This is a genomic window from Streptomyces mesophilus, from assembly GCF_040300965.1.
Taxonomy (GTDB): Bacteria; Actinomycetota; Actinomycetes; order Streptomycetales; family Streptomycetaceae; genus Streptomyces; species Streptomyces mesophilus_A.
This window is the reverse complement of sequence record NZ_JBEPEW010000108.1, coordinates 1-19,694: the sequence shown is the minus strand read 5'-3', so window position 1 is coordinate 19,694 and position 19,694 is coordinate 1. Positions and strand designations below refer to the sequence as shown.

General features: G+C 70.2%; 23 protein-coding genes. 13 read left to right on the top strand and 10 right to left on the bottom strand.

All coding sequences use genetic code 11. From position 1 onward, the window contains the following. The first annotated feature begins 13 nt into the window (after positions 1–13). The 4 genes from ABT367_RS29695 to ABT367_RS29680 all read left to right on the top strand — a co-directional run bounded on the left by ABT367_RS29695 (position 14) and on the right by ABT367_RS29680 (position 3,925). Positions 14–769 (top strand): SDR family oxidoreductase, encoded by a 756-nt coding sequence (locus ABT367_RS29695; RefSeq protein WP_352256348.1) that lies wholly within the window; start codon positions 14–16, stop codon positions 767–769. A 143-nt stretch (positions 770–912) separates the two neighbouring features. Then, positions 913–2,508: an ABC transporter substrate-binding protein gene (locus ABT367_RS29690; RefSeq protein ID WP_434975567.1), complete on the top strand. Its 1,596-nt coding sequence runs from the start codon at positions 913–915 to the stop codon at positions 2,506–2,508. 118 nt (positions 2,509–2,626) lie between these two features. Then, complete coding sequence (locus ABT367_RS29685) at positions 2,627–3,295, top strand: uracil-DNA glycosylase (RefSeq protein WP_352256359.1); 669 nt, start codon at positions 2,627–2,629, stop codon at positions 3,293–3,295. Between the two features lie 156 nt (positions 3,296–3,451). Next, entirely contained in the window at positions 3,452–3,925 is a 474-nt protein-coding gene (locus tag ABT367_RS29680) for a hypothetical protein (protein WP_352256346.1), read from the top strand. Between the two features lie 41 nt (positions 3,926–3,966). Here ABT367_RS29680 and ABT367_RS29675 read toward each other — a convergent pair whose 3' ends face one another. After that, entirely contained in the window at positions 3,967–4,440 is a 474-nt protein-coding gene (locus ABT367_RS29675; protein ID WP_352256345.1) for a hypothetical protein, read from the bottom strand. A 74-nt stretch (positions 4,441–4,514) separates the two neighbouring features. Beyond that, entirely contained in the window at positions 4,515–5,102 is a 588-nt protein-coding gene (locus ABT367_RS29670; RefSeq protein WP_352256344.1) for a TetR/AcrR family transcriptional regulator, read from the bottom strand. 117 nt (positions 5,103–5,219) lie between these two features. Here ABT367_RS29670 and ABT367_RS29665 point away from each other — a divergent pair, with 117 nt between their 5' ends. Together ABT367_RS29665 and ABT367_RS29660 are read left to right on the top strand one after the other, a co-directional pair. Further along, entirely contained in the window at positions 5,220–6,404 is a 1,185-nt protein-coding gene (locus tag ABT367_RS29665) for an FAD-dependent monooxygenase (RefSeq protein WP_352256343.1), read from the top strand. Between the two features lie 60 nt (positions 6,405–6,464). Further along, complete coding sequence (locus ABT367_RS29660; RefSeq protein WP_352256342.1) at positions 6,465–7,370, top strand: Gfo/Idh/MocA family protein; 906 nt, start codon at positions 6,465–6,467, stop codon at positions 7,368–7,370. On the opposite strand, the gene lnt is transcribed toward ABT367_RS29660, so the two are convergent. Both lnt and ABT367_RS29650 read right to left on the bottom strand, forming a co-directional pair. Further along, positions 7,294–8,883: an apolipoprotein N-acyltransferase gene (gene lnt, locus ABT367_RS29655; RefSeq protein ID WP_352256341.1), complete on the bottom strand. Its 1,590-nt coding sequence runs from the start codon at positions 8,881–8,883 to the stop codon at positions 7,294–7,296. The genes ABT367_RS29660 and lnt overlap by 77 nt on opposite strands. A 134-nt stretch (positions 8,884–9,017) precedes the next feature. After that, complete coding sequence (locus ABT367_RS29650) at positions 9,018–9,884, bottom strand: SDR family NAD(P)-dependent oxidoreductase (protein WP_352256340.1); 867 nt, start codon at positions 9,882–9,884, stop codon at positions 9,018–9,020. Between the two features lie 95 nt (positions 9,885–9,979). Between ABT367_RS29650 and ABT367_RS29645 the strand changes: the two genes are divergently transcribed. Next, complete coding sequence (locus ABT367_RS29645) at positions 9,980–10,435, top strand: MarR family winged helix-turn-helix transcriptional regulator (RefSeq protein WP_352256339.1); 456 nt, start codon at positions 9,980–9,982, stop codon at positions 10,433–10,435. A gap of 28 nt (positions 10,436–10,463) precedes the next feature. Here ABT367_RS29645 and ABT367_RS29640 read toward each other — a convergent pair whose 3' ends face one another. Together ABT367_RS29640 and ABT367_RS29635 are read right to left on the bottom strand one after the other, a co-directional pair. Further along, a complete protein-coding gene (locus tag ABT367_RS29640; RefSeq protein WP_352256338.1) occupies positions 10,464–10,937 on the bottom strand; it encodes a nuclear transport factor 2 family protein in 474 nt (157 codons plus the stop codon). A 127-nt stretch (positions 10,938–11,064) separates the two neighbouring features. Next, positions 11,065–12,117, bottom strand: coding sequence for an aldo/keto reductase (locus tag ABT367_RS29635; protein WP_352256337.1), 1,053 nt, complete (start codon positions 12,115–12,117; stop codon positions 11,065–11,067). 165 nt (positions 12,118–12,282) lie between these two features. Here ABT367_RS29635 and ABT367_RS29630 point away from each other — a divergent pair, with 165 nt between their 5' ends. From ABT367_RS29630 to ABT367_RS29615, 4 genes are all read left to right on the top strand, one after another. Then, positions 12,283–12,672: an antibiotic biosynthesis monooxygenase gene (locus ABT367_RS29630; protein WP_352256336.1), complete on the top strand. Its 390-nt coding sequence runs from the start codon at positions 12,283–12,285 to the stop codon at positions 12,670–12,672. A gap of 44 nt (positions 12,673–12,716) precedes the next feature. Then, positions 12,717–13,427, top strand: a complete 711-nt coding sequence (locus ABT367_RS29625) for a phosphotransferase (RefSeq protein WP_352256335.1) — start codon at positions 12,717–12,719, stop codon at positions 13,425–13,427. A gap of 53 nt (positions 13,428–13,480) precedes the next feature. After that, positions 13,481–13,720, top strand: coding sequence for a hypothetical protein (locus ABT367_RS29620; protein ID WP_352256334.1), 240 nt, complete (start codon positions 13,481–13,483; stop codon positions 13,718–13,720). A 406-nt stretch (positions 13,721–14,126) separates the two neighbouring features. Next, on the top strand, positions 14,127–14,597 hold the full coding sequence (locus ABT367_RS29615) for a hypothetical protein (RefSeq protein WP_352256333.1): 471 nt from the start codon (positions 14,127–14,129) through the stop codon (positions 14,595–14,597). Between the two features lie 55 nt (positions 14,598–14,652). Here ABT367_RS29615 and ABT367_RS29610 read toward each other — a convergent pair whose 3' ends face one another. The 3 genes from ABT367_RS29610 to ABT367_RS29600 form a co-directional block, all read right to left on the bottom strand. After that, on the bottom strand, positions 14,653–14,892 hold the full coding sequence (locus ABT367_RS29610) for a hypothetical protein (protein ID WP_352256332.1): 240 nt from the start codon (positions 14,890–14,892) through the stop codon (positions 14,653–14,655). Between the two features lie 365 nt (positions 14,893–15,257). Beyond that, positions 15,258–16,133, bottom strand: a complete 876-nt coding sequence (locus tag ABT367_RS29605) for an undecaprenyl-diphosphate phosphatase (RefSeq protein WP_352256331.1) — start codon at positions 16,131–16,133, stop codon at positions 15,258–15,260. Positions 16,134–16,433: 300 nt separating this feature from the next. Then, positions 16,434–17,174: a TVP38/TMEM64 family protein gene (locus tag ABT367_RS29600; RefSeq protein ID WP_352256330.1), complete on the bottom strand. Its 741-nt coding sequence runs from the start codon at positions 17,172–17,174 to the stop codon at positions 16,434–16,436. Positions 17,175–17,278: 104 nt separating this feature from the next. Between ABT367_RS29600 and ABT367_RS29595 the strand changes: the two genes are divergently transcribed. Continuing rightward, a complete protein-coding gene (locus ABT367_RS29595) occupies positions 17,279–18,019 on the top strand; it encodes a DNA alkylation repair protein (RefSeq protein WP_352256329.1) in 741 nt (246 codons plus the stop codon). Positions 18,020–18,082: 63 nt separating this feature from the next. Here ABT367_RS29595 and ABT367_RS29590 read toward each other — a convergent pair whose 3' ends face one another. Continuing rightward, entirely contained in the window at positions 18,083–18,436 is a 354-nt protein-coding gene (locus ABT367_RS29590; protein ID WP_352256328.1) for a VOC family protein, read from the bottom strand. A gap of 392 nt (positions 18,437–18,828) precedes the next feature. On the opposite strand from ABT367_RS29590, the gene ABT367_RS29585 reads away from it, so the two are divergent. Then, on the top strand, positions 18,829–19,694 hold an 866-nt coding region (locus ABT367_RS29585; RefSeq protein WP_352256327.1), incomplete at its 3' end, for an elongation factor Tu.

Here is a 19,694-nt window from a genome sequence, read left to right as displayed (position 1 = left end):
GAGGAAGAGAGACATGACAGTGCAGGACAGCGGAAAGGCCGCGCTCGTCACGGGCGGGAGCCGCGGTATCGGTTACGGCATCGCCGAGGCGCTCATCGCCCGCGGCGACCGGGTGTGCATCACCGGCCGCAACGAGGATGCCCTCAAGGAAGCCGTCGACAAGCTCGGCGCGGACCGCGCGATGTACGTCGCGGGCAAGGCGCACGACGAGGCCCACCAGGCCGTTGCCGTCGAGCGGGTCATGGAGGCGTACGGGCGGGTCGACTTCCTGGTCAACAACGCCGGTACGAACCCGGTGTTCGGCCCGATGGCCGACCTCGACCTCAATGTCGCGCGCAAGGTGTACGAGACCAACGTCATCTCGGCGCTCGGCTTCGCCCAGCGGACCTGGAAGGCCTGGCAGTCCGAGCACGGTGGCGCGATCGTCAACATCGCCTCCGTCGCGGGCGTCGCGCCTTCGCCGTTCATCGGCGCGTACGGCATGAGCAAGGCCGCCATGATCAACCTGACGGTGCAGCTCGCGCACGAGTTCTCGCCCAAGGTGCGGGTCAACGCGATCGCACCCGCGGTCATCAAGACCAAGTTCGCCGAGGCCCTCTACGAGGGGCGCGAGGAGGAGGCCGCGGCGGCGTACCCGCTGGGCCGGCTCGGAGTGCCCTCGGACATCGGCGGCGCGGCCGCGTTCCTGACCTCCGACCAGTCGGACTGGGTCACCGGTCAGACGCTCGTGGTCGATGGCGGAATCTTCCTCAATGCGGGCGTCGGCTGACGAACCCGCCGCGAGGCCGCGTAAGTGACGTACGCGGATAACCGGAATCCCGCTCAAGTGCCCTGTCGTTCCTGCGGGTTGGAACGGCGGGGCACTGCGATATGGTCGCCCGACTCTGGCATGTCCGAGCGAGGAGCGTGCACGTGTTCAACCGGGCCCTAAGTCTGCGTACGGCCGCGGCCATGGCGTCCATATCCCTGGTGGCGGGATGCGGACTGGTTTCCTCCGGAGAGTCCGAGGAAGAGAAAGCGATCGTCGTGGGTACGACGAGTGCGCCGTCCACACTGGACCCGGCGGCCGCCTGGGACGGCTCGTGGGAGCTGTTCCGGAACGTCTACCAGACCCTGGTCAGCTTCCCCAGCGGCAGCGCGGCCCCCGAACCGGACGCGGCCGAAACCTGCCGTTTCACGGACCGCGAGAACAAGACGTACCGCTGTGAACTGCGGGACGGCATGAAGTTCTCCGACGGCGACGCGATGGACGCCAAGGCCGTGAAGCACTCCATCGACCGCATCCGCACCATCGCGGTCAAGGGCGGTCCCGAACCGCTGCTCGGCAGCCTCGACCGGGTGGAGACCCGCGGCGACAAAGAGGTGATCTTCCACCTCAAGAAGCCCGACGCCACCTTCCCGTTCGTGCTCGCCACCCCCGCCATGTCGATCGTCGACCCGGACGACTACCCGGCCGACAAGCTGCGCGACGCACGGACGATCACCGGCTCGGGACCGTATCTGATCCAGTCGTACAAGGTCGCCGCCAAGGGGCGGCCGGTGGAGGCCGTGCTGGCCGAGAACCCCCACTACGAGGGTCCGGCGGAGCGCAAGAACAGCGCGGTGACCATCCGGTACTACCAGGACTCGGCGGCCATGGTGGGCGCGCTGAAGGCCAAGAAGATCGACGTGACCTTCCGGGGTCTCGCCCCCACCGACATCGTCGACCTCGACGCGCAGCAGGCCGCGAACGGCCTGCAGTTGGTGGAGGGTGCGGGCATGGAGATCCGCTACCTCGTCTTCACGCAGAAGGACAAGTGGACCCGTAACCCCGCTGTCCGCAAGGCCGTCGCGCAGCTGATCGACCGCGCCGCGATCAGCCATGAGGTGTACGAGGGCACGGTCGAGCCGCTGTACTCGATGGTGCCGAAGGGCGTCACGGGCCACAACGCCGGCTTCTTCAACTCGTTCGGCAAGCCGAACGCCACCAAGGCGAAGGCCCTGCTCACCGAGGCGGGGATCTTCGAGCCCGTACCGCTCACACTCTGGTACACCACCGACCGGTACGGGTCGGGCACCAAGCCGGAGTTCGACGAGATCAAGCGGCAGCTGGAGAAGCCGGGCCTGTTCAAGGTGACCCTCAAGAGCAGGCCCTGGGTGACGTACGAAGCCGGCTACCGCAAGGGCGAGTACCCGGTCTTCGGGCGCGGCTGGTTCCCCGACTTCCCGGACCCGGACAACTTCATCGCGCCGTTCGTCGGCCCGAAGAACGCGCTCGGCACGCCGTACCCCTCCCCGGAGATCACCGACAAGCTGCTGCCCGAGTCGCGGCGCGAGAGCGACCGTGGTGCGGTGAACGACGCGTTCGAGCGCGCACAGGACATCCTCGTCGACGACGCCCGGCTGCTGCCGCTGTGGCAGGGCAAGCAGTACATCGCGGCCAGCGAGGAGATCGCCGGCGGCGAGCAGGCCCTCGACCCTTCGACGATCATGATGATGTGGGCGCTGGAGCGGAAGACGAGCTGGTAGAAGCTCCGATGGGGGTGGGCGGCGCAGGCGTTGTCAGTGGCCGCCGGTAGGTTCTTGTCTCTACGCAAGTGACCGTACACCGGAGGTTGTTGACGTGACGGACCAGGCCTACGCCGCCATGCTCCCCGAATCCTGGCAGGGCGTGCTCGGTGAGGAGCTCGAGCAGCCCTACTTCAAGGAGCTAGTCGAGTTCGTCGAGGACGAGCGGGCGAAGGGGCCGGTGTACCCGCCGCGCGAGGAGGTCTTCGCCGCGCTGGACGCGACGCCGTACGACCGGGTCAAGGTGCTGGTCCTCGGTCAGGACCCGTACCACGGCGAGGGCCAGGGGCACGGCCTGTGCTTCTCGGTGCGCCCCGGGGTGAGGACCCCGCCCTCGCTGCGCAACATCTACAAGGAGATGCAGGCCGAGCTCGGCACCCCGATCCCGGACAACGGCTATCTGATGCCGTGGGCCGAGCAGGGCGTGCTGCTGCTCAACGCGGTGCTCACGGTGCGCTCCGGCGAGGCGAACTCGCACAAGGGCAAGGGCTGGGAGAAGTTCACGGACGCGGTGATCCGCGCCGTGGACGCGCGGCCCGACCCGGCGGTCTTCGTGCTGTGGGGCAACTATGCGCAGAAGAAGCTGCCGCTGATCGACGAGTCGCGCCATATCGTCGTCAAGGGCGCGCACCCCTCGCCGCTTTCGGCGAAGAAGTTCTTCGGCTCGCAGCCGTTCACGCAGATCAACGAGGCGATCTCGGCCCAGGGCCATACGGCGATCGACTGGACGATCCCCAACCTGGGCTGAGGCGCGGCGGAGGCGGTGGTGGCCCTTCGCCGCCACCGCCCGCGAAGGCTTCCGGCGAGCCGCGCACTCGTGAGACCTGGATTGTCAGTGGCGGCGGATAGCGTCATCGGCAGTTGATCGTCATACGAGCGTTGTCGTACGAGCACGGAGGACCACGTGGCCGACCACCAGGAGCAAACGACGGCCGACCCGGTCATGGCACGCGCCGGACAGGCCGTCATGCTGCACCACGGCGGTGACCGCGAGGAGGCCCGCAAGCGCCTCCTCGAGCTGTGGCTCGAGGTCGGTGAGGACGGCGACGCGCTGCACCGCTGCACCATCGCGCACTACATGGCGGACACCCAGGACGATCCGGCCGACGAGCTGGCCTGGGACCTGAGGGCGTTGACCGCCGCCGACAGCCTCACGGGCGAGCGGGTGGACGACCACCACGCGGGCCTGGCCGTCCGCGGCTTCTATCCCTCGCTCCACCTCAACCTGGCCGCGGACTACCAGAAGCTCGGCCGTGACGACGAGGCCCGAGGGCATCTGCTCTCGGCCCAGGAGTCACTGGGCGCCCTCGGCGACGACCCGTACGGGGACGGGATCCGGGCGGCCGTGCGGCGGCTGGGGGATGAGCTGGGGCTCTAGGCGCGTTGTCCCGGCACGTCGGTGACAGCGCGGTGGTCGGCTCAACCTCCGTAGGTGTTCCGGCAGATCTGCGCCTGCGGGCTGTCGGACGCCCAGCCGCCGTACTGCTCGCCGAGTGCGCACACATCCGCCGACGGCGGTGCCGGGGGTTCCTGCGCGTGCGGCGTGACGGAGCGGGTGTCCTTACGGGACTCGGTGACCGGACCTCGTACGGCATCGGTCCCTGGTCCCCGTACGGCGGAACGCGTCGATTCGCGTACGGCATCGGGCCGGACAGCCGGCGTCCGTATGGTCCCGGGGCGCTCCTGCCGCCGCTCCTCGGCGTGGATGCGCTGGAGCGCCTCGTGGGCCGGGGCCTGCACGATCCGGTGCTCGGCGCCGCCCTTCGCCGCGGGCGCCGAAGCCGGGCCCGGTGGGGTGGCGGTCGGTGCGGCGGGTGACCGGACGGCGACGCAGCCGGAGACGGCCGTGACCGTGAGGGAGACGAGCAGCGCGGCTCGGGTGGTTCGATGCACTCGCGCAACTCTGCTGGTTCAGTGCCCTTTTGGGGAGCTGACGAGCGCAGGTTGCCCCACATGGGTGATGGGGCTCAGCGGTGATCGAGCATTCCGGCCAGCAACTCGTTCATGCCCAGCGTGAGTTCCTCGAGCGTGGGCGCCGAGGCGTGGAACGAGCCCGCGGCGCAGGAGAACATCACGCCCTCGCACCAGGCCACGAGCGAGAGCGTGTGACGCTCGGGATCGGCCGAGCCCGCCGCGCGCAACAGTGCCGTGATCGGTTCACGGAAGCGCCGGCCCGCCTCGTCGTAGAAGGCGCGCAGCTCCGGGCGCCGCGTCGCCTCGAGCGCCAACTCGTAGCGGGCGACCATCAGCTGCGGCTGCCGCGTCAGATAGCGGTGCAGGGCAAGGGCGAGCCCGGCCGCGACGGAGTCCATCCCCGGCACCGGCAGCTCCTCGGGCGCGAGCACCTGCGCCTCGCGCTCGGCGAGCCGCCGCACCGCCGCTTCGAGTAGCGCGAGCCGGGTGCGCGCGTAATTCGACGTCGACCCCTGGGGCAGGCCGGCCGCCTCGTCGACGGCCCGGTGCGTCAGCCCGCGCATCCCCCGCTCGGCGAGCAGGTCGAGTGCGGTGTCGGCGATGAGTTCGGCGCGCGGGGCGCCGGTCCTTGGTGCTGCCATGACGGCCACCCTACCCGTTCCCACTACATGTGTAGTACGGTCATGGCGTTCGGACTACAGCTGTAGTGCCGGGAGGTGTCTCCTGCCCACCGGCTCCGGCGGACCCGAGGAGTTCCCATGTCCCGTGCCCTTGTCATCGGTGGCGGCATCGGCGGCCTGACCGCCGCGATCGCCCTGCATCAGCGCGGCTGGACCGTCACGGTCCTGGAGCGCGCCGCATCGCTCGAACCGGTGGGCGCCGGCATCGGACTCTCGCCCAACTCGCAGCGCGCCCTCGACGTCATCGGCCTCGGTGACCAGGTCCGTGACCTCGGCGCCTGGCAGGGCGGCCAGGGCGGGATGCGGTCTCCGGGCGGGCGCTGGCTGGCGCGTACCGATGTCGCGGAGATGGCGGACAAGTTCGACGGATCGCTGGTCGCCGTGCACCGGGCCGATCTGGTCGACGTGCTTGCCTCCGCGCTGCCGGCAGGGGTGCTGCGCACCGCGAGCGCGGCCCGACTGAGCGCGATGGGAGGCCCGGGCCGGGCGGCGGTCGTGACCACCGAGCAAGGCGAGTACGAGGCGGAGCTGGTCGTCGGCGCCGACGGGGTGCGGTCGGGTGTGCGGGGTGTGATCTTCCCCGAGCACCCCGGACCCGTGTCCTCGGGATACACGACCTGGCGGGTGGTGGTACCCACCCCGCAGGAGGCGTTCGCGCCGCACGAGACCTGGGGCAGGGGACGGATCTGGGGCACCCAGCCGCTCAAGGGCGGCCGCACGTACGCGTACGCCGCTGCCCGCGCACCCGAGGGCGAGCGTGCGGCGGACGGTGAACTGGCCGAGCTGCACCGGATGTTCGCCGGCTGGCACCACCCCGTCCCCGCCATCCTCGCGGCCGCCCGGCCCGGCCAGGTGCTGCGCCACGACGTCCACCACATGGCCACCGCCCTGCCCGCCTACCACCGCGGCCGGGTCGCGCTGCTCGGCGACGCCGCGCACGCGATGGTGCCCATGCTCGGACAGGGCGGCAACCAGGCCATCGAGGACGCCATCGTGCTGGCCCACCATGCGGGCGACGCGAGGGACCCGGGCCTGGACCTGGACGCGTACACACGTGACAGGCTGCCGCGCACCATGGAGATCCTGCGACAGGCGGCCAGGACCGCACGGCTCGAGATGGTCAGCAGCGTCCCCCTCGTCGCGGCCCGCAACGCGCTGATCGCCACGGTCTCGCGGCTCGGCCCGAACCTGATGCTCAAGAGCTTCGAGTCCATCGCGGACTGGCAGCCGCCGCAGGCCACGTATGCTGCGAAAAGTCGCTAGGCAGGCTGGCGGCGTGCAGGTCAATGCAGGTCAATGCAGTTCTAGGCAGGGAGAGTCATCGTGAAGGTCGGTTGCATCGGTCTGGGCGACATCGCGCAGAAGGCCTATCTTCCGGTGCTGACCACCCTGCCCGACACCGAGCTGCACCTGCAGACCCGCAGCCCCCAGACCCTCGAGCGGGTCGGTGCCACCCACCGCATCGCCGCCGAGCAGCTGCACGCCGACCTCGACTCGCTGCTCGCGGTGGGCCTTAACGCGGCGTTCGTGCACGCGCCGACCGCCGTGCACCCCGAGATCGTGACCCGGCTCCTCGAGGCGGGCGTCGCCACGTATGTCGACAAGCCCCTCGCCTATGAACTGGCCGAATCCGAGCGGCTCGTGGAGCTCGCCGAGGAGCGCGGTGTCTCGCTCGCCGTCGGCTTCAACCGCCGCTACGCCCCTGGCTACGCGCAGTGCGCCGAGCATCCGCGCGAGCTGATCGTGCTGCAGAAGAACCGGGTCGGGCTGCCCGAGGACATCCGCACCATGGTGCTCGACGACTTCATCCATGTGGTCGACACCCTGCGCTTCCTGGTCCCCGGGCCGGTCGACGACGTCACGGTGCGTGCCCGGGTGCAGGACGGTCTGATGCACCATGTGGTGCTGCAGCTGGCCGGCGACGGGTTCACCGCGCTCGGCATCATGAACCGCCTGAGCGGTTCGACCGAGGAGATCCTCGAGGTCTCCGGCCAGGACACCAAGCGCGAGGTGCGCAACCTCGCCGAGGTCATCGACCACAAGGGCCAGCCGACCGTGCGGCGGCGCGGCGACTGGGTGCCGGTGGCGCGCCAGCGCGGTATCGAGCAGGTGGTGCTGGCGTTCGTCGACGCGGTCCGCGCCGGCAAGCCGCTCAGCGCCCGGGATGCGCTGGCGACTCATGAGCTGTGCGAGCGGATCGTGCGGAGCGTATCGGAACAGGCTGCCTGAACGCCCGGGCGCCTTCGAAGGCGAGCAGCACGGCGAGGACGGTCAGGGCCGCGTACACGGCCCAGTCCCCGAGGCGTACGAACGGGGTCGTGCCCGAGGTCAGCGTGATGTCGTACACCCCGGCTGCGCGCTCCTCGGTGCCGAGTGCTTCGCCGATACGGGAACCGTCGGCGGCGTACACCGCGGAGACGCCTGTCAAGGTGGCGTGCACCATGGGGCGGCCGTTCTCGGCGGCGCGCATCGCCGCGAGCGAGGCGTGCTGCTCGGGCGCCCAGCTGGCCTGGAACGTCGACGTGGCCGACTGGGCGAGCAGCAACTGGGCGCCGCGGCGGGTCAGTTGGCGGCTCATGTCGGGGAACGCGGACTCGAAGCAGACCAGCGGGCCGACCGTCCACCCCTCGCCGATCGGCATCACCACGTGCGCCGTGCCGCGCCTGCGGTCCTCGCCGGCGGCCTCACCGACCGAGGTCGCCCAGCCGAGCAGGGACCGCGCCGGCACGTACTCCCCGAACGGTACGAGGCGCATCTTGTCGTAGCGGTCGCCGGTCGGTCCGTCGGGCCCGATCAGCACCGAGGATTTGAAGATGCCGGGCTTGTCCGAGCGCCGTGCGTCCACGTTCACGAGGATCTCGGCGCCGACTTCGCGGGACAGGCGCGCGAGCCGGTCGGCGAGGTCCGCGCGGGTGGCGAGGTCGAAGCCGACACTGCTCTCGCCCCAGACGACGAGGTCCACATCGCGGCCCACGAGCGTGCGGGTCAGGGCCTCCTCGCGGTCGAACCGATTGCCGCCGGCACCCGGTCCGTTCACGATGCCGGGCTGGACGAGGGCGACCCGTATGCGGCCGGTCTCCTGGGGGCGCGGCGCCCAGATCCAGGCGGCCGTCGTGACAACGGCCATGAGCGCGATGCCGCTGATCGCCGGGACACGTGCGGGCGGGTGCGCGAGCAGCAGCACAACTCCCGTGTTCACGGCGACGATCACCAGCGTGACCAGCCAGACGCCGCCGAGGGAAGCGAGCCGCAGGGCCGGTTCGAGCTGCCACTGGCTGGACCCGAGCAGTGCCCAAGGGCCGCCCAACCCCTCCCAGGACCGGACGAGTTCGACGACCAGCCAGGCCGAAGGAAGCACGGCGAGCGCGGCCGCGGACCTTCTGCGGGAGGGTGCGCCACCGAGCAGATGCCGTACGAGCCGGCCCCAGGGCAGCCACAGCAACCCGAGCAGTGCGGCGATGACCACGGTGAACACATGGAGGTTCGGGGCGAGCCAGTGATGCATCGCGAGCATGAACCCGGTCCCGCCGAGCCAGCCGTCGAGACCGGCCCGCCGGCCGCTCGGCGCCGAGCGGACCAGGAGCATCCAGGGCACGAGCGCGACCCAGGCGAACCACCACCAGTTCGGCTCGGGGAACGCGAGCGCGGGCAGCGCGCCCGCCGCCACGGCGGCCAGACCGCGCCACCAAGGGGAGCGAAGCCGCCGCGCGAAGCCCTCCCGCGCACCCGCAGAGCTGGCCATACCGCGCCTCCCTCGCCCCCGGACGCCGGTCGATGGCTCCAGTGTGCGCGTTCGGGACGATCTCGGACAGAGCGCGTGCGGGTTGGGCCGGGCCCGTCCGGCATCCGGCAGGTCACCCTGCCGCCCTGCGGCGCTTACCTGAAGCTGTGGACGAGTTCGTACGTCGCCTCCCACAGGGCTCGCTGAACCTCCTCGCCCCGCCCGGCCTCGGGGCACTCCAAGGGCTGGGCGGTCCTGGCGGCGAAGTAGCCACCGGAGCTGCCGGCGAACTCGGGTGCGGTCGCGAGTTTCACGATGATGTCGGCGCCCTGCTGCGGGTCGCCGATCCTCAGCGCGGTGAGGACCTTCTCCAGGGCTCCGGCGAGCGGGAGTTCACGCCCCAGGCCGGTGGCGTTGAAGCCCGGGCAGCAGCAGGTGACCGCGACGCCGGTGTCCTTGAGCTGACGGCCGAGTTCCTGGGTGAACATGATGTCCATCAGCTTGGAGCGGCCGTACAGCTTGCTCGATCCGCGGCGGGTGAAGTCCGCGATATCGGCCGGATCGCCGCGCGGGTCAAGGGTGTCGGCGCGCTGCGAGGCCCGTGAGGCGACGGTGACGATCCGTGCGGGGGCGGAGGCGATGAGCCGGTCGCGCAGGGTCTCGGTGAGCACCCAGGGGGCGAGGTAGTTCACGGCGGTCATCTCGGCGTACCCCTCGGCGGTGACCCGCTGGGAGAAGGCGTGCAGACCCGCGTTGTTGACCAGGACGTCGATCCGCGGATAGTGCGCGGCGATGTCCTCGCCGGCCCGTCGCGTCTCGGCGAGCAGGGACAGGTCGGCGAGGAAGACATCGACAGGCGTTCCGGGCGCGGCCCGCTCGATCTCCTGGCGCAGCGACTCGGCCTTCGACTCGCTGCGGGCGACCACGCCGAGGCGGGCGCCCCTGCGGGCCAGGTCCAGCGCGGCGAGTCGGCCCATGCCGTTCGTCGCTCCGGTCATGACGATGACGGGCTGCGCGCTCATGGGGGCTCCCTGCTCAAGGTAATGTTGAGGTACCTCATCAATGTAGCAGTTGATGAGGTACCTCACGAACCGTGTACGGAGAGCCCGGAGGCACCATGGCCATCAGCGACCGCGAGGTCACGGCCGTCGACGTCGGACTGCGCTACCTCTCGCTGGGGCACCGTCTGCGCAAGGCGGTCGACGACAGCATGGCGGCCGGCGGACTGTCCCTGGCGCGTACCAAGGTCTTGCAGGTGGTCGAGCGCAGAGGAGCGATCAAGCAGACGGCGCTGGCGCGGGAGCTCGGACAGGCCGCCCGGTCGGTCACCCAGTCCGTCGAGGCGCTGGAACGCGAAGGGCTCATCGAGCGGGCGGCAGACCCCGGCGACGCCCGCTCCAAGCTGGTGCGCCTGACTCCGGCGGGCGTCAAGGCGCTGGCCGCGGGCACCGCGGCGGGGGAGCAGGCGCTGCGGGAAGCGTTCGGGGCGATGGGCCGCGAACAGCTGGCCGACCTCAGCCGGCTTCTCGACTCGCTGCAGGCGGGCCTGCCGGGAGCGGCCTCAGAACGCTGACGGCAGCTCCCGTCGCACGGGGCACCGCCTAGTCGAGGCCCTCCCTGGTGGGCGGCTTCATCCGGCGCCACTTCTCATGGACGACGAGTTCCGAGATGCGCCAGCCCGCATCCGTACGACGGAACGTGAAGGCGTAGCGGGCGCCGCATTCGAGGTCCGGCGGGCCGCCGTCGTCGCCCATCCGCATCGGGTTGTACATATCGGCCTGGGCGGCGGCCGTGTCACCGGCGTTCCCGTCGAGGACCTCGAAACGGATCTTCCGGTTGACGATCAGGTGCTGCCGCATCGCGAACAGCTGCAGCGTCTGCTCCAGCCAGGCGGCCATCTCCTGTGCCGTGCCCTCCTCGCCGCCGGAGGAGGTGTAGTCGGCCCGGCCGTCCTGAGTGAAGATCCCGGGATACGCGGCCCAGTCGCCGTCGTCGACGATGTTGGCGTAATCGGTGATCAGTGAGTCGATGGCCAAGCGGTCCATCAGATTCGAGAGATCCACGCGCTGCGTCATCGGGTCAGTCTCGGGGGCGCCGGTGCCGTAGCCAAGAGGCGTGCAGGGATCAGGTGGTGTGCACTTTCGGGTGGGTGAACGAGCGGCCGGCCGGCCGCCCGTTCACCTCGCCCGAGCAGGTGAACTATCAGCCTGCAGATGCCCGTTCGCCGGTCGGGCGGCGGCGCAGGGCGGGGTCGGTGAGGGCCGGGGGCTGCCAGACGCCGTCGGCCCGGTAGAGATCGGTGCCGGGGGCCACGATCTCGTCGATACGGTCGAGAGCGGCGTCGTCGAGGAGCAGCTCGGCTCCCTCGAGCAGCGAAGTCAGCTGGTCCATCGTGCGCGGGCCGATGATGACCGAGGTGACGGCGGGGTGGACGAGCGGGAACGCGACGGCGAGTTCGGGCAGGGTGCAGCCGATGTCCTCGGCGAGCGCGACGAGTTGCTCGACGGCCGCGAACTTCGCCGCGTTGCCCGGGACGGCCGGGTCGAAGCGGTGCGGGGTGAGCTTGGCGCGGCCGGTGGTGAGGTCGACGGGCCGGCCCTCGCGCTGCGCGCCCGAGAGGAATCCGGACGCGAGCGGCGACCAGGTCAGTACGCCCATGCCGAGGCGCTGCGCGGTGGGCAGTACGGCCCGTTCGATCCCGCGCGCGAGCAGGGAGTACGGCGGCTGCTCGGTGCGCAGGCGCATCAGACCGCGCCGTTCGGCGACGTGGTGCGCCTCGACGAGATCCTCGGCGGGGAAGGTGGAGCACCCGAACGTACGGATCTTGCCCGCCCGCACCAGGTCGGTGAGCACGGACAGCGTCTCCTCGATCTCCGTGGTGTGATCCGGCCGGTGCACCTGATAGACATCGATCCAGTCGGTGTCCAGGCGGCGCAGGCTGTCCTCGACGGCCCTGACGATCCAACGCCTCGAGTTCCCGCTCCGGTTGCGTCCTTCCCCGAGCGGAAAGTGCACCTTCGTCGCGAGCACCACATCGTCGCGCCGCCCCTTGAGCGCCTTCCCGACGATCTCCTCGCTCTCGCCGGCGGAGTACATGTCGGCGGTGTCCACGAAGTTGATCCCGGCGTCGAGCGCGGCGTGGATGATCCGCGCGCTGTCCTCGTGGTCGGGGTTGCCGACGGCACCGAACATCATGGTGCCGAGGCAGTGGGTGCTGACCTCGATACCGGTCTTGCCGAGCACGCGGTAGCGCATGGTGGGACTCCGTCGGGGCCGGGGTGGGTGGGGCCGTGAGTCTAGGAGTTGGAGTGCGCTCGATGGCAAGCGCTGCGGACGGGGACACGCGACGTCGCGCCAACGGCAAGGAATCGTAAGGGAGTTGTCTGCGCCGCTGTCGTTGTCCGCCGATATCCTGAGCTCATGATCGTTAGAATCTGGCGAGGGTGGACGACTCCCGGGAACGCCGACGCGTACGAGTCCATCGTCAGCACACAGGTCCTGCCGGCGATCGCGGAACGCAAGCTGCCCGGCTACCACGGTGCCTATCTGCTGCGGCGCCCGCTCGCCGGGAGCGAGGGCGAGGGTGAGGGTGAGGTCGAGGGTGAGGTCGAGTTCTCCACGATCATGTACTTCGACTCACTGGACGCCGTACGGCAGTTCGTCGGCGAGGACTACGAAGTCGCCCACGTACCGGCCGAGGCGCGAGCGGTCCTGGCCCGCTTCGACGAACGGTCAGCGCACTACGAGACGTTGCTGACACCGCAGGACACACGCCCTGTCCGAGGAGGCGGCAGCCCGGAGCCGAGATGAGCGGAGCGTCTCGGCGAGGGCGCGTCATCAGTACGCTTTGCGCCATGGATGCGGGGGAGTTGCTGGGCGTCGGCCGCTCGGCCGACGTGTACGCGCTGGATGACGCCTGGGTGCTGCGCCGGTACCGGGGCGGTGGTGACGCGGCGGCGGAAGCGGTCGTGATGGCGTACCTCGCGGAGCACGGGTATCCGGTGCCGAAACTCCGCCCGCACACCCACGCCGGAGACCTCGCATCGACGCGCAGCGATCTGGTGATGGAGCGTCTGTCCGGACCTTCGATGCGCGAGGCGCTGTGGCAAGGGGGAATCACCGGCAAAGCGGCCGGCGCGATGCTGGCGGCGCTGCTGCAGCGGCTCCATACGATTCCGGCCCGGCTCTCGGAGGACGCGGGCCGGCGGGTGCTCCACCTCGATCTGCACCCGGACAACGTGATGCTCACCCCCCGTGGGCCGATGGTCATCGACTGGGGCAATGTCGAAGAGGGACCGCCGGGCCTCGACTGGGCCATGTCGGCCCTGATCCTGGCCCAGGTGGCCGTGACCCCCGGCGTGGAGGCCTCCGTCGCGCGGGCGGGCCTGACCGCGATGCTCGAGCGACGCGACCGGGCGATCGACCTGGGTGACGCCGGCACCGGGTTCCTGGCACAGGCCCGGCTGCGCAGGGCCGCCGACCCGAACCTGACGAGCCGTGAGGTCGGGGTGCTCCACCGGGCGGTGCAGTTGGTGGTGGAGGTGACGGGCGCCGAGCGGGGGTGAGTACGGAGCGGCCTGCTCTGCGCACCGGACGCGGGCCTGAGAGGCTACGGACCATGAGTCGTAGCCCGCGCCGTCCGTGCCCGCATTGCGCCCGCTCGATCGCCGTCGTCGGTGGCGTCCTCGCCCGCCACGACCCTCCGACCACGCTCCGGCACGGACTCACCTCGTGCCCGGGGAGCCTGAAGGCACCGGTCGCGCCTCCACTGCCGGGCCAGACGGTTCTCGACGTGGGCGGCGGGGGCGCGTCCCGGACGGCGGGGCAGTTGGGGCTCTTCGACTGCGACCAGGGGTAGGTGCGGGGGCTCGCGCTCGCCTACGTCGCGTCAGCCCCGCAACCGCAGGGCGCGGAGGCCGGGCCCTACGGCATGCGTCAACGGACGGGGTCCCGCACTGGCCGGTGCTCCTAGTCCGCAGTCCAGAACGACGGGGTGCGGGACCTCATGGCTTCGGCGCCGCCCGTGCGATCCACCGGTCGTCGCTCGACTGCCGCGGCGTGAGCACCGGTTGCAGACCCGGCGCAGCTGACGCTCGAGCGGGAGTGGCCAGGCACTCGGCGTGGCTGGCCCCGTGAACCGCGTACGTGACCCCCATGACCGGCAGTGCGGCGGGTGGCACTGACAATGCCCCAGATCGAGCGAAACCGTCATGCCGGACATGACTGGGTCGCTACGATCCCGCCCATCCACATTGGGGGGGACCATGCGCCGCACCATCACCTGCTTACTCACCGCCGCCTGCCTCGCACTCGTCGGCTGCTCCAGCTCAGGTAACGGCAAGGCCGACTCGAAGCCCAGGGCGACACCGAAGGCAGACACACCCATGTACACCTTCGAGCACTGCAAGTCGCTCCTGGAACAGGACTACGAGCACGGCCTCCGAGAGGACCGCTCGGTCGCGCCGGAGTGCGCCGAGCTCACCGACGACGAGTACGCCAAAGCCGTCGGGGAAGTCCTCGGCGGTCACAAGGGCGACTTCCTCGATGCTGCTGCGGACCAGGCGATTTATGACGCGGCGTGGGAGACGCTGGAAGCGAAGTCGCGGGCGGAATTGTGCGACCTGATGGATACGGCGGGCCCGGAAGCCGTGGGGATCCTCTTGGAGGAGTCGATGACTGATCCGTCGGTGGATACGACGGCGATGGCGGAGTATCTGCACGCGGAGAAATGCTGAGCTGAGACACGGCGCGGCCCCGCTCCTGAGCCTCCGGGGGTTGTCACGTGGTGGGTTAGTGCTCCGGGTCCTCGTAGTACCCGTCCAGCTGGACGTTCAGTTCGGCCAAGTCCGGGTGCTCGGCGATCTCCCGCACCTCCGCCTCGGTCAGCACCTCCGTGAGCTTGCGCATGGATCGGGCTGCCAGTCCCGCTTGTGCTGTCATCTCCAGCTCGTCCGCCCTCTTCCGGTGCAGGCCGGCCAGGATGCGGAGCTGTCGGGCACGCAGCTCGTAGGGGTCGACCGGCTCGCTCATGCTCTCGTCTCCTCGCTACTCGCCGCCGTCACCGATGCTATGCGGCCGAAGCCCCGTTCAGCATCGGGAAGGACCCTGCCCGGCAGGCAACGCCCTGCCGAGTGGATCCGCCCAGTGCACCCGGTCTTCATCCTCAGGGGCAAGCTCGATGCCGATGGCCGAGGTGTGCCGCGCCCACTCCGGTCCGAGATCGCACGAGAGGGTCCCCGCAATCGTGGGGACCCTCTCGTGCGATCGCCTCGCGTTGGTGGATCGAATGGGAGGCGAACTGGGAGCCGAACTGTGGAAACGGGTGCTGAGTCGGGCTGACGGGAGCTACCCAGCTCCAGCCGTGAGGCCCCCGGTGAGCCCGCCAACTGCCCCGATCACCCCGCCGATTCCCCCGCATGCGGGCTCAGGACGCCCATGCTCACCAGGATGAAGAGGAGGATGCCGAGGGCGACGCGGTAGTAGACGAAGGGCATGAAGGACTTGGTCGTGATGAATTTCATGAACCATGCGATGACCGCGTAACCCACCACAAAGGCGACGATCGTGGCGAAGATCGTCGGGCCCCAGGAGACATGGCCGCCCTCGCCCGCGTCCTTGAGTTCGAAGAGGCCCGAGGCCAGGACCGCGGGGATCGCGAGGAGGAACGAGTAGCGGGCGGCTGCCTCGCGGGTGTAGCCCATGAGGAGGCCGCCGCTGATCGTGGCGCCCGAGCGGGAGACACCGGGGATCAGGGCCATGGCCTGGCAGATGCCGTAGATGAGGCCGTCCCTGACGCCCAGGTCGTTGAGCGTCTTGCGGACCTTGACCGCGCGATGGCGGCCGCCGGTCTCGTCGCGGGCCGCGAGGCGGTCGGCGATGCCGAGGACGATGCCCATGACGATCAGGGTCGTGGCGATCAGCCGCAGATCGCGGAAGGGGCCCTCGATCTGGTCCTTGAACGTGACGCCGAGGACGCCGATCGGGATCGAGCCGACGATCACGAACCAGCCCATCTGGGCGTCGTGGTCGCCGCGCAGCTCCTTGTTCGTGAGCGAGCGGAACCAGGCCGAGACGATGCGCGCGATGTCCTTGCGGAAGTAGATCAGGACGGCGGTCTCGGTGCCGATCTGCGTGATCGCCGTGAACGCCGCGCCCGGGTCGTGCCAGCCGGCGAACGCGGCGGTCAGGCGCAGATGGGCGCTGGAGGAGATCGGGAGGAACTCCGTGAGTCCCTGGACGAGTCCAAGGATCAGGGATTCGAACCAAGACATGTACTACGCCGTCCAAGTACTGGTCTCGAGCCGACCGGCATAGGTGCGGGCCAGGCGCTGCGGGGGCTGTGGTCCTGGGCGGTCGACGATCCCCGTACATCGAACGTGAGGGTTCTCGGGTGATCATGCGGTTGCCCCGTGCAGCGTAGCGTCATCGGGCGGACGCTCCGTGCGCGCCCCGGCCCGCGCGACGTGCGCCCCCGGCCCGGACCCCGTGCGCGCCCCGGCCCGCGCGACGCGCGCACCCGGCCCGGGCCCAGTGCACACCCCGGCCCGCGGGCCGCGCGCACCCGGCCCGGATCAGTGGCCGCGCAGCCGGTGGCGCTTGCACCAGGCGACGATCGCCCCGGCGAGGGCGGTCACGGTGATGAAGCCCATCGCGATGAGAAAGGCGGGCGAGGTGGGTGTCGACGCCTGGCTGCCGGCGATGACGTAGGCGGCGGTGTTGGGGATCGAGCCGAGCCCGGTGGCCAGGAGGAACGGGGTCCAGCGCATCCGGGAGATCGCCGCGCAGTAGTTCGCCGCCCAGAAGGGGACCCCGGGGAAGAGGCGTGCCGCGAGCATCGAGCGGAAGCCGTGCCGGCTGAGCTGCCCGTCGACGGCGTGGACGATGCGGCCGCGCAGCAGCGGACGCAGGGCGTCCTGCCCGAGGATGCGGCCGAGGCCGAAGGCGATACCCGCACCGAGCACCGTGCCGGCGATCGCGCCCACGAGTCCCGCCTGTGCGCCGAAGAGCGCACCGGCGGCGAGATTGAGGAGCGGCCGGGGAACGAAGGCCGCCGTGCACACGCCGTACGCGACGGCGAAGAGCACCACCGCGGCCGCGCCGCCGACCTGCGGCGGCCAGCCATCGGCGAGCAGGCGCTGAGGTTCGAGGACGAGGACGCCCGTACCCGCGGCCGCGAGCAGCAGCACGAGCAGCCCGAGCCGCGACCACGGCGAGAGCAGCGCTCTGCCGCAGCGGACGGCGAACGCCGCATCGCCAGGGGCAGGCGCCACGAGCGGGGAGCTCGTCGCAGGTCGCGTGACGGAGTCCAACATCCGGGGAGACTAACCGACAAACCGCACTGATCGCCGTAGTCTGCGTCTCATCCCTGTCTCAGGACTGTGCTGTCTCTGTCTCATCACTTCATGGGGTACGTGTCATGAGTGCTCGGCGTGCCGCGACCGCAGCGTCCGGCTCACTTCCGATTCCGGCCAGTGAGCTGGCCGATCTCGTACTGGAACGTCTCGTTCCGACGTACGGGAAGAGCGCGGATGCGCAGAGCGGTGAGCGGATGGCCGCGTATATGAAAGGGGTCACCCCCTTTCTCGGGATTGCGTCCCCCGAGCGCAAGGCGCTGTCCAGGACCGTGCTCGAAGGGCTGCCGCGGCCGGACGAGACGGACTGCACGGCCGTGGCGCTGCGGGCCTGGCGGCTTCCCGAGCGGGAGTACCACTACTTCGCCGTCGACTATCTGCGCCGGTACGTGAAGTCCTGCTCGTCCGGCTTCCTGCCGGTCGCCCGGCATCTGGTCTCCACCGTCCCGTGGTGGGACACGGTCGACGCGCTGGCCTCCCATGTCGTCGGCGGGCTCGTGGCCGCGGACGCGCGGCTCGAGCGCGACATGGACGAGTGGATCGAGGACGACGACCTCTGGATCGCGCGTACCGCTCTGCTGCACCAGCTGCGCTACAAGGACGCGACCGACACCGACCGCCTCTTCGGCTACTGCCTGCGGCAGAGCGGCCACCCGGACTTCTTCATCCGCAAGGCCATCGGCTGGTGTCTGCGGGAGTACGCCAAGACGGACGCGCAGGCCGTACGGGGCTTCGTGACCGAGCATGAGCGGCGTCTCGCGCCGCTGTCCGTGCGGGAGGCCCTCAAGAACATCGGGCGCGGCTGAGGGGCTCAGCAGATATCGGCAACGGCTCAGCAGATCGGCAACGGCTCAGCGGTTTGGAACGGCTCAGTAGAACTGCGACAAGCAGAACTCATGCCCCTCGGGATCGGCCATGACCAGGACCACGCCCTCGTCGTAGTCGTGCCGCTCGCCGGTGAACGTGCCGCCGAGAGCGAGGACTTGGGCCACCCCCTCGTCGATGTCGTCCACCAGCACGTCCAGATGGAGCCGTACCTTGCCCTGCTGCGGCTCGGTCACCGGCTGGAACACGAGCCGCGGCTGCGGGTCGTCCACATGGCCGAGGTAGATCCAGCCGGGCATCGACGGGCCCTTCGGGCGGTCGAGCAGGACGCTCCAGAACGCCGCCACGCGCTCCACGTCCAGACAGTCGACGGTCACTCCCACCCAGCGGTTCGGCATGCCAACTCCCCCTGAAAACACGGCTGACGATAAATCGTTGGACGCGCGTGCGCCGACGGTAGAAGATCACAGCATGTTCCGGCACGCCACCTTCGCAGCTACGCCCGCAGTCGCGGGCGCTGCTCGGGCTGCCGGTTTCCAGGCCGCTGCACTCGAGGCAGCCGTCGCAGCCGCAGGCCTGGCTGCCGATCTTCTCGTCGACGCCTTCGACGCCTTCGACGGCGTCCGACGCTGACCTCCCCGGACATTCTCCGGCGGACCCCAGAGGGGGAGGGTCGGTCCGATCCGAGGGGTCCCCGTCTTCCGCCGCACACGGCAAGCCGACTGACAACCGGCGCGGAAGGCCATCAACGCCCCCTGTGCTCAGGGGAGTTCCAGAAGGACAGGCAGCCATGCCCAAGACGGCATACGTGCGCACCAAGCCCCACCTCAACATCGGCACCATGGGCCACGTCGACCACGGCAAGACCACGCTGACCGCCGCGATCACCAAGGTGCTCGCCGAGCGGGGGACCGGCACGTTCGTTCCGTTCGACCGGATCGACAAGGCCCCGGAGGAGGCCGCGCGCGGCATCACCATCAACATCGCGCATGTCGAGTACGAGACCGACACCAGGCACTACGCGCATGTCGACATGCCCGGCCACGCCGACTACATCAAGAACATGGTCACCGGCGCGGCGCAGCTCGACGGGGCGATCCTCGTCGTCTCCGCCGCCGACGGGATCATGCCGCAGACCGCCGAACACGTGCTGCTCGCGCGTCAGGTCGGGGTCGACCACATCGTGGTCGCGCTCAACAAGGCCGACGCGTTCGCCGACGGCAAGGACGCAGAGCTGATCGAGCTCGTCGAGCTCGAGGTCCGCGACCTGCTCGCGCAGAACGGGTACGACGGGGACGCGGTGCCGGTCGTACCGGTGTCCGGGCTCAAGGCCCTTGAGGGCGACCCGCGTTGGACGGCGTCGATCGAGGCGCTGCTCGACGCGGTGGACACCTACGTCCCGATGCCGGAGCGGTATGTCGACGCGCCGTTCCTGCTGCCCGTCGAGAACGTGCTGACCATCACCGGCCGCGGCACGGTCGTCACGGGCGCCGTCGAGCGCGGCACCGTGCACGTCGGCGACCGGGTGCAGGTGCTCGGCGCGGAGGTCGAGTCGGTCGTCACCGGTCTCGAGACCTTCGGCAAGCCGATGGACGAGGCGCAGGCGGGCGACAACGTGGCGCTGCTGCTTCGCGGTGTGCCGCGTGACGCGGTCCG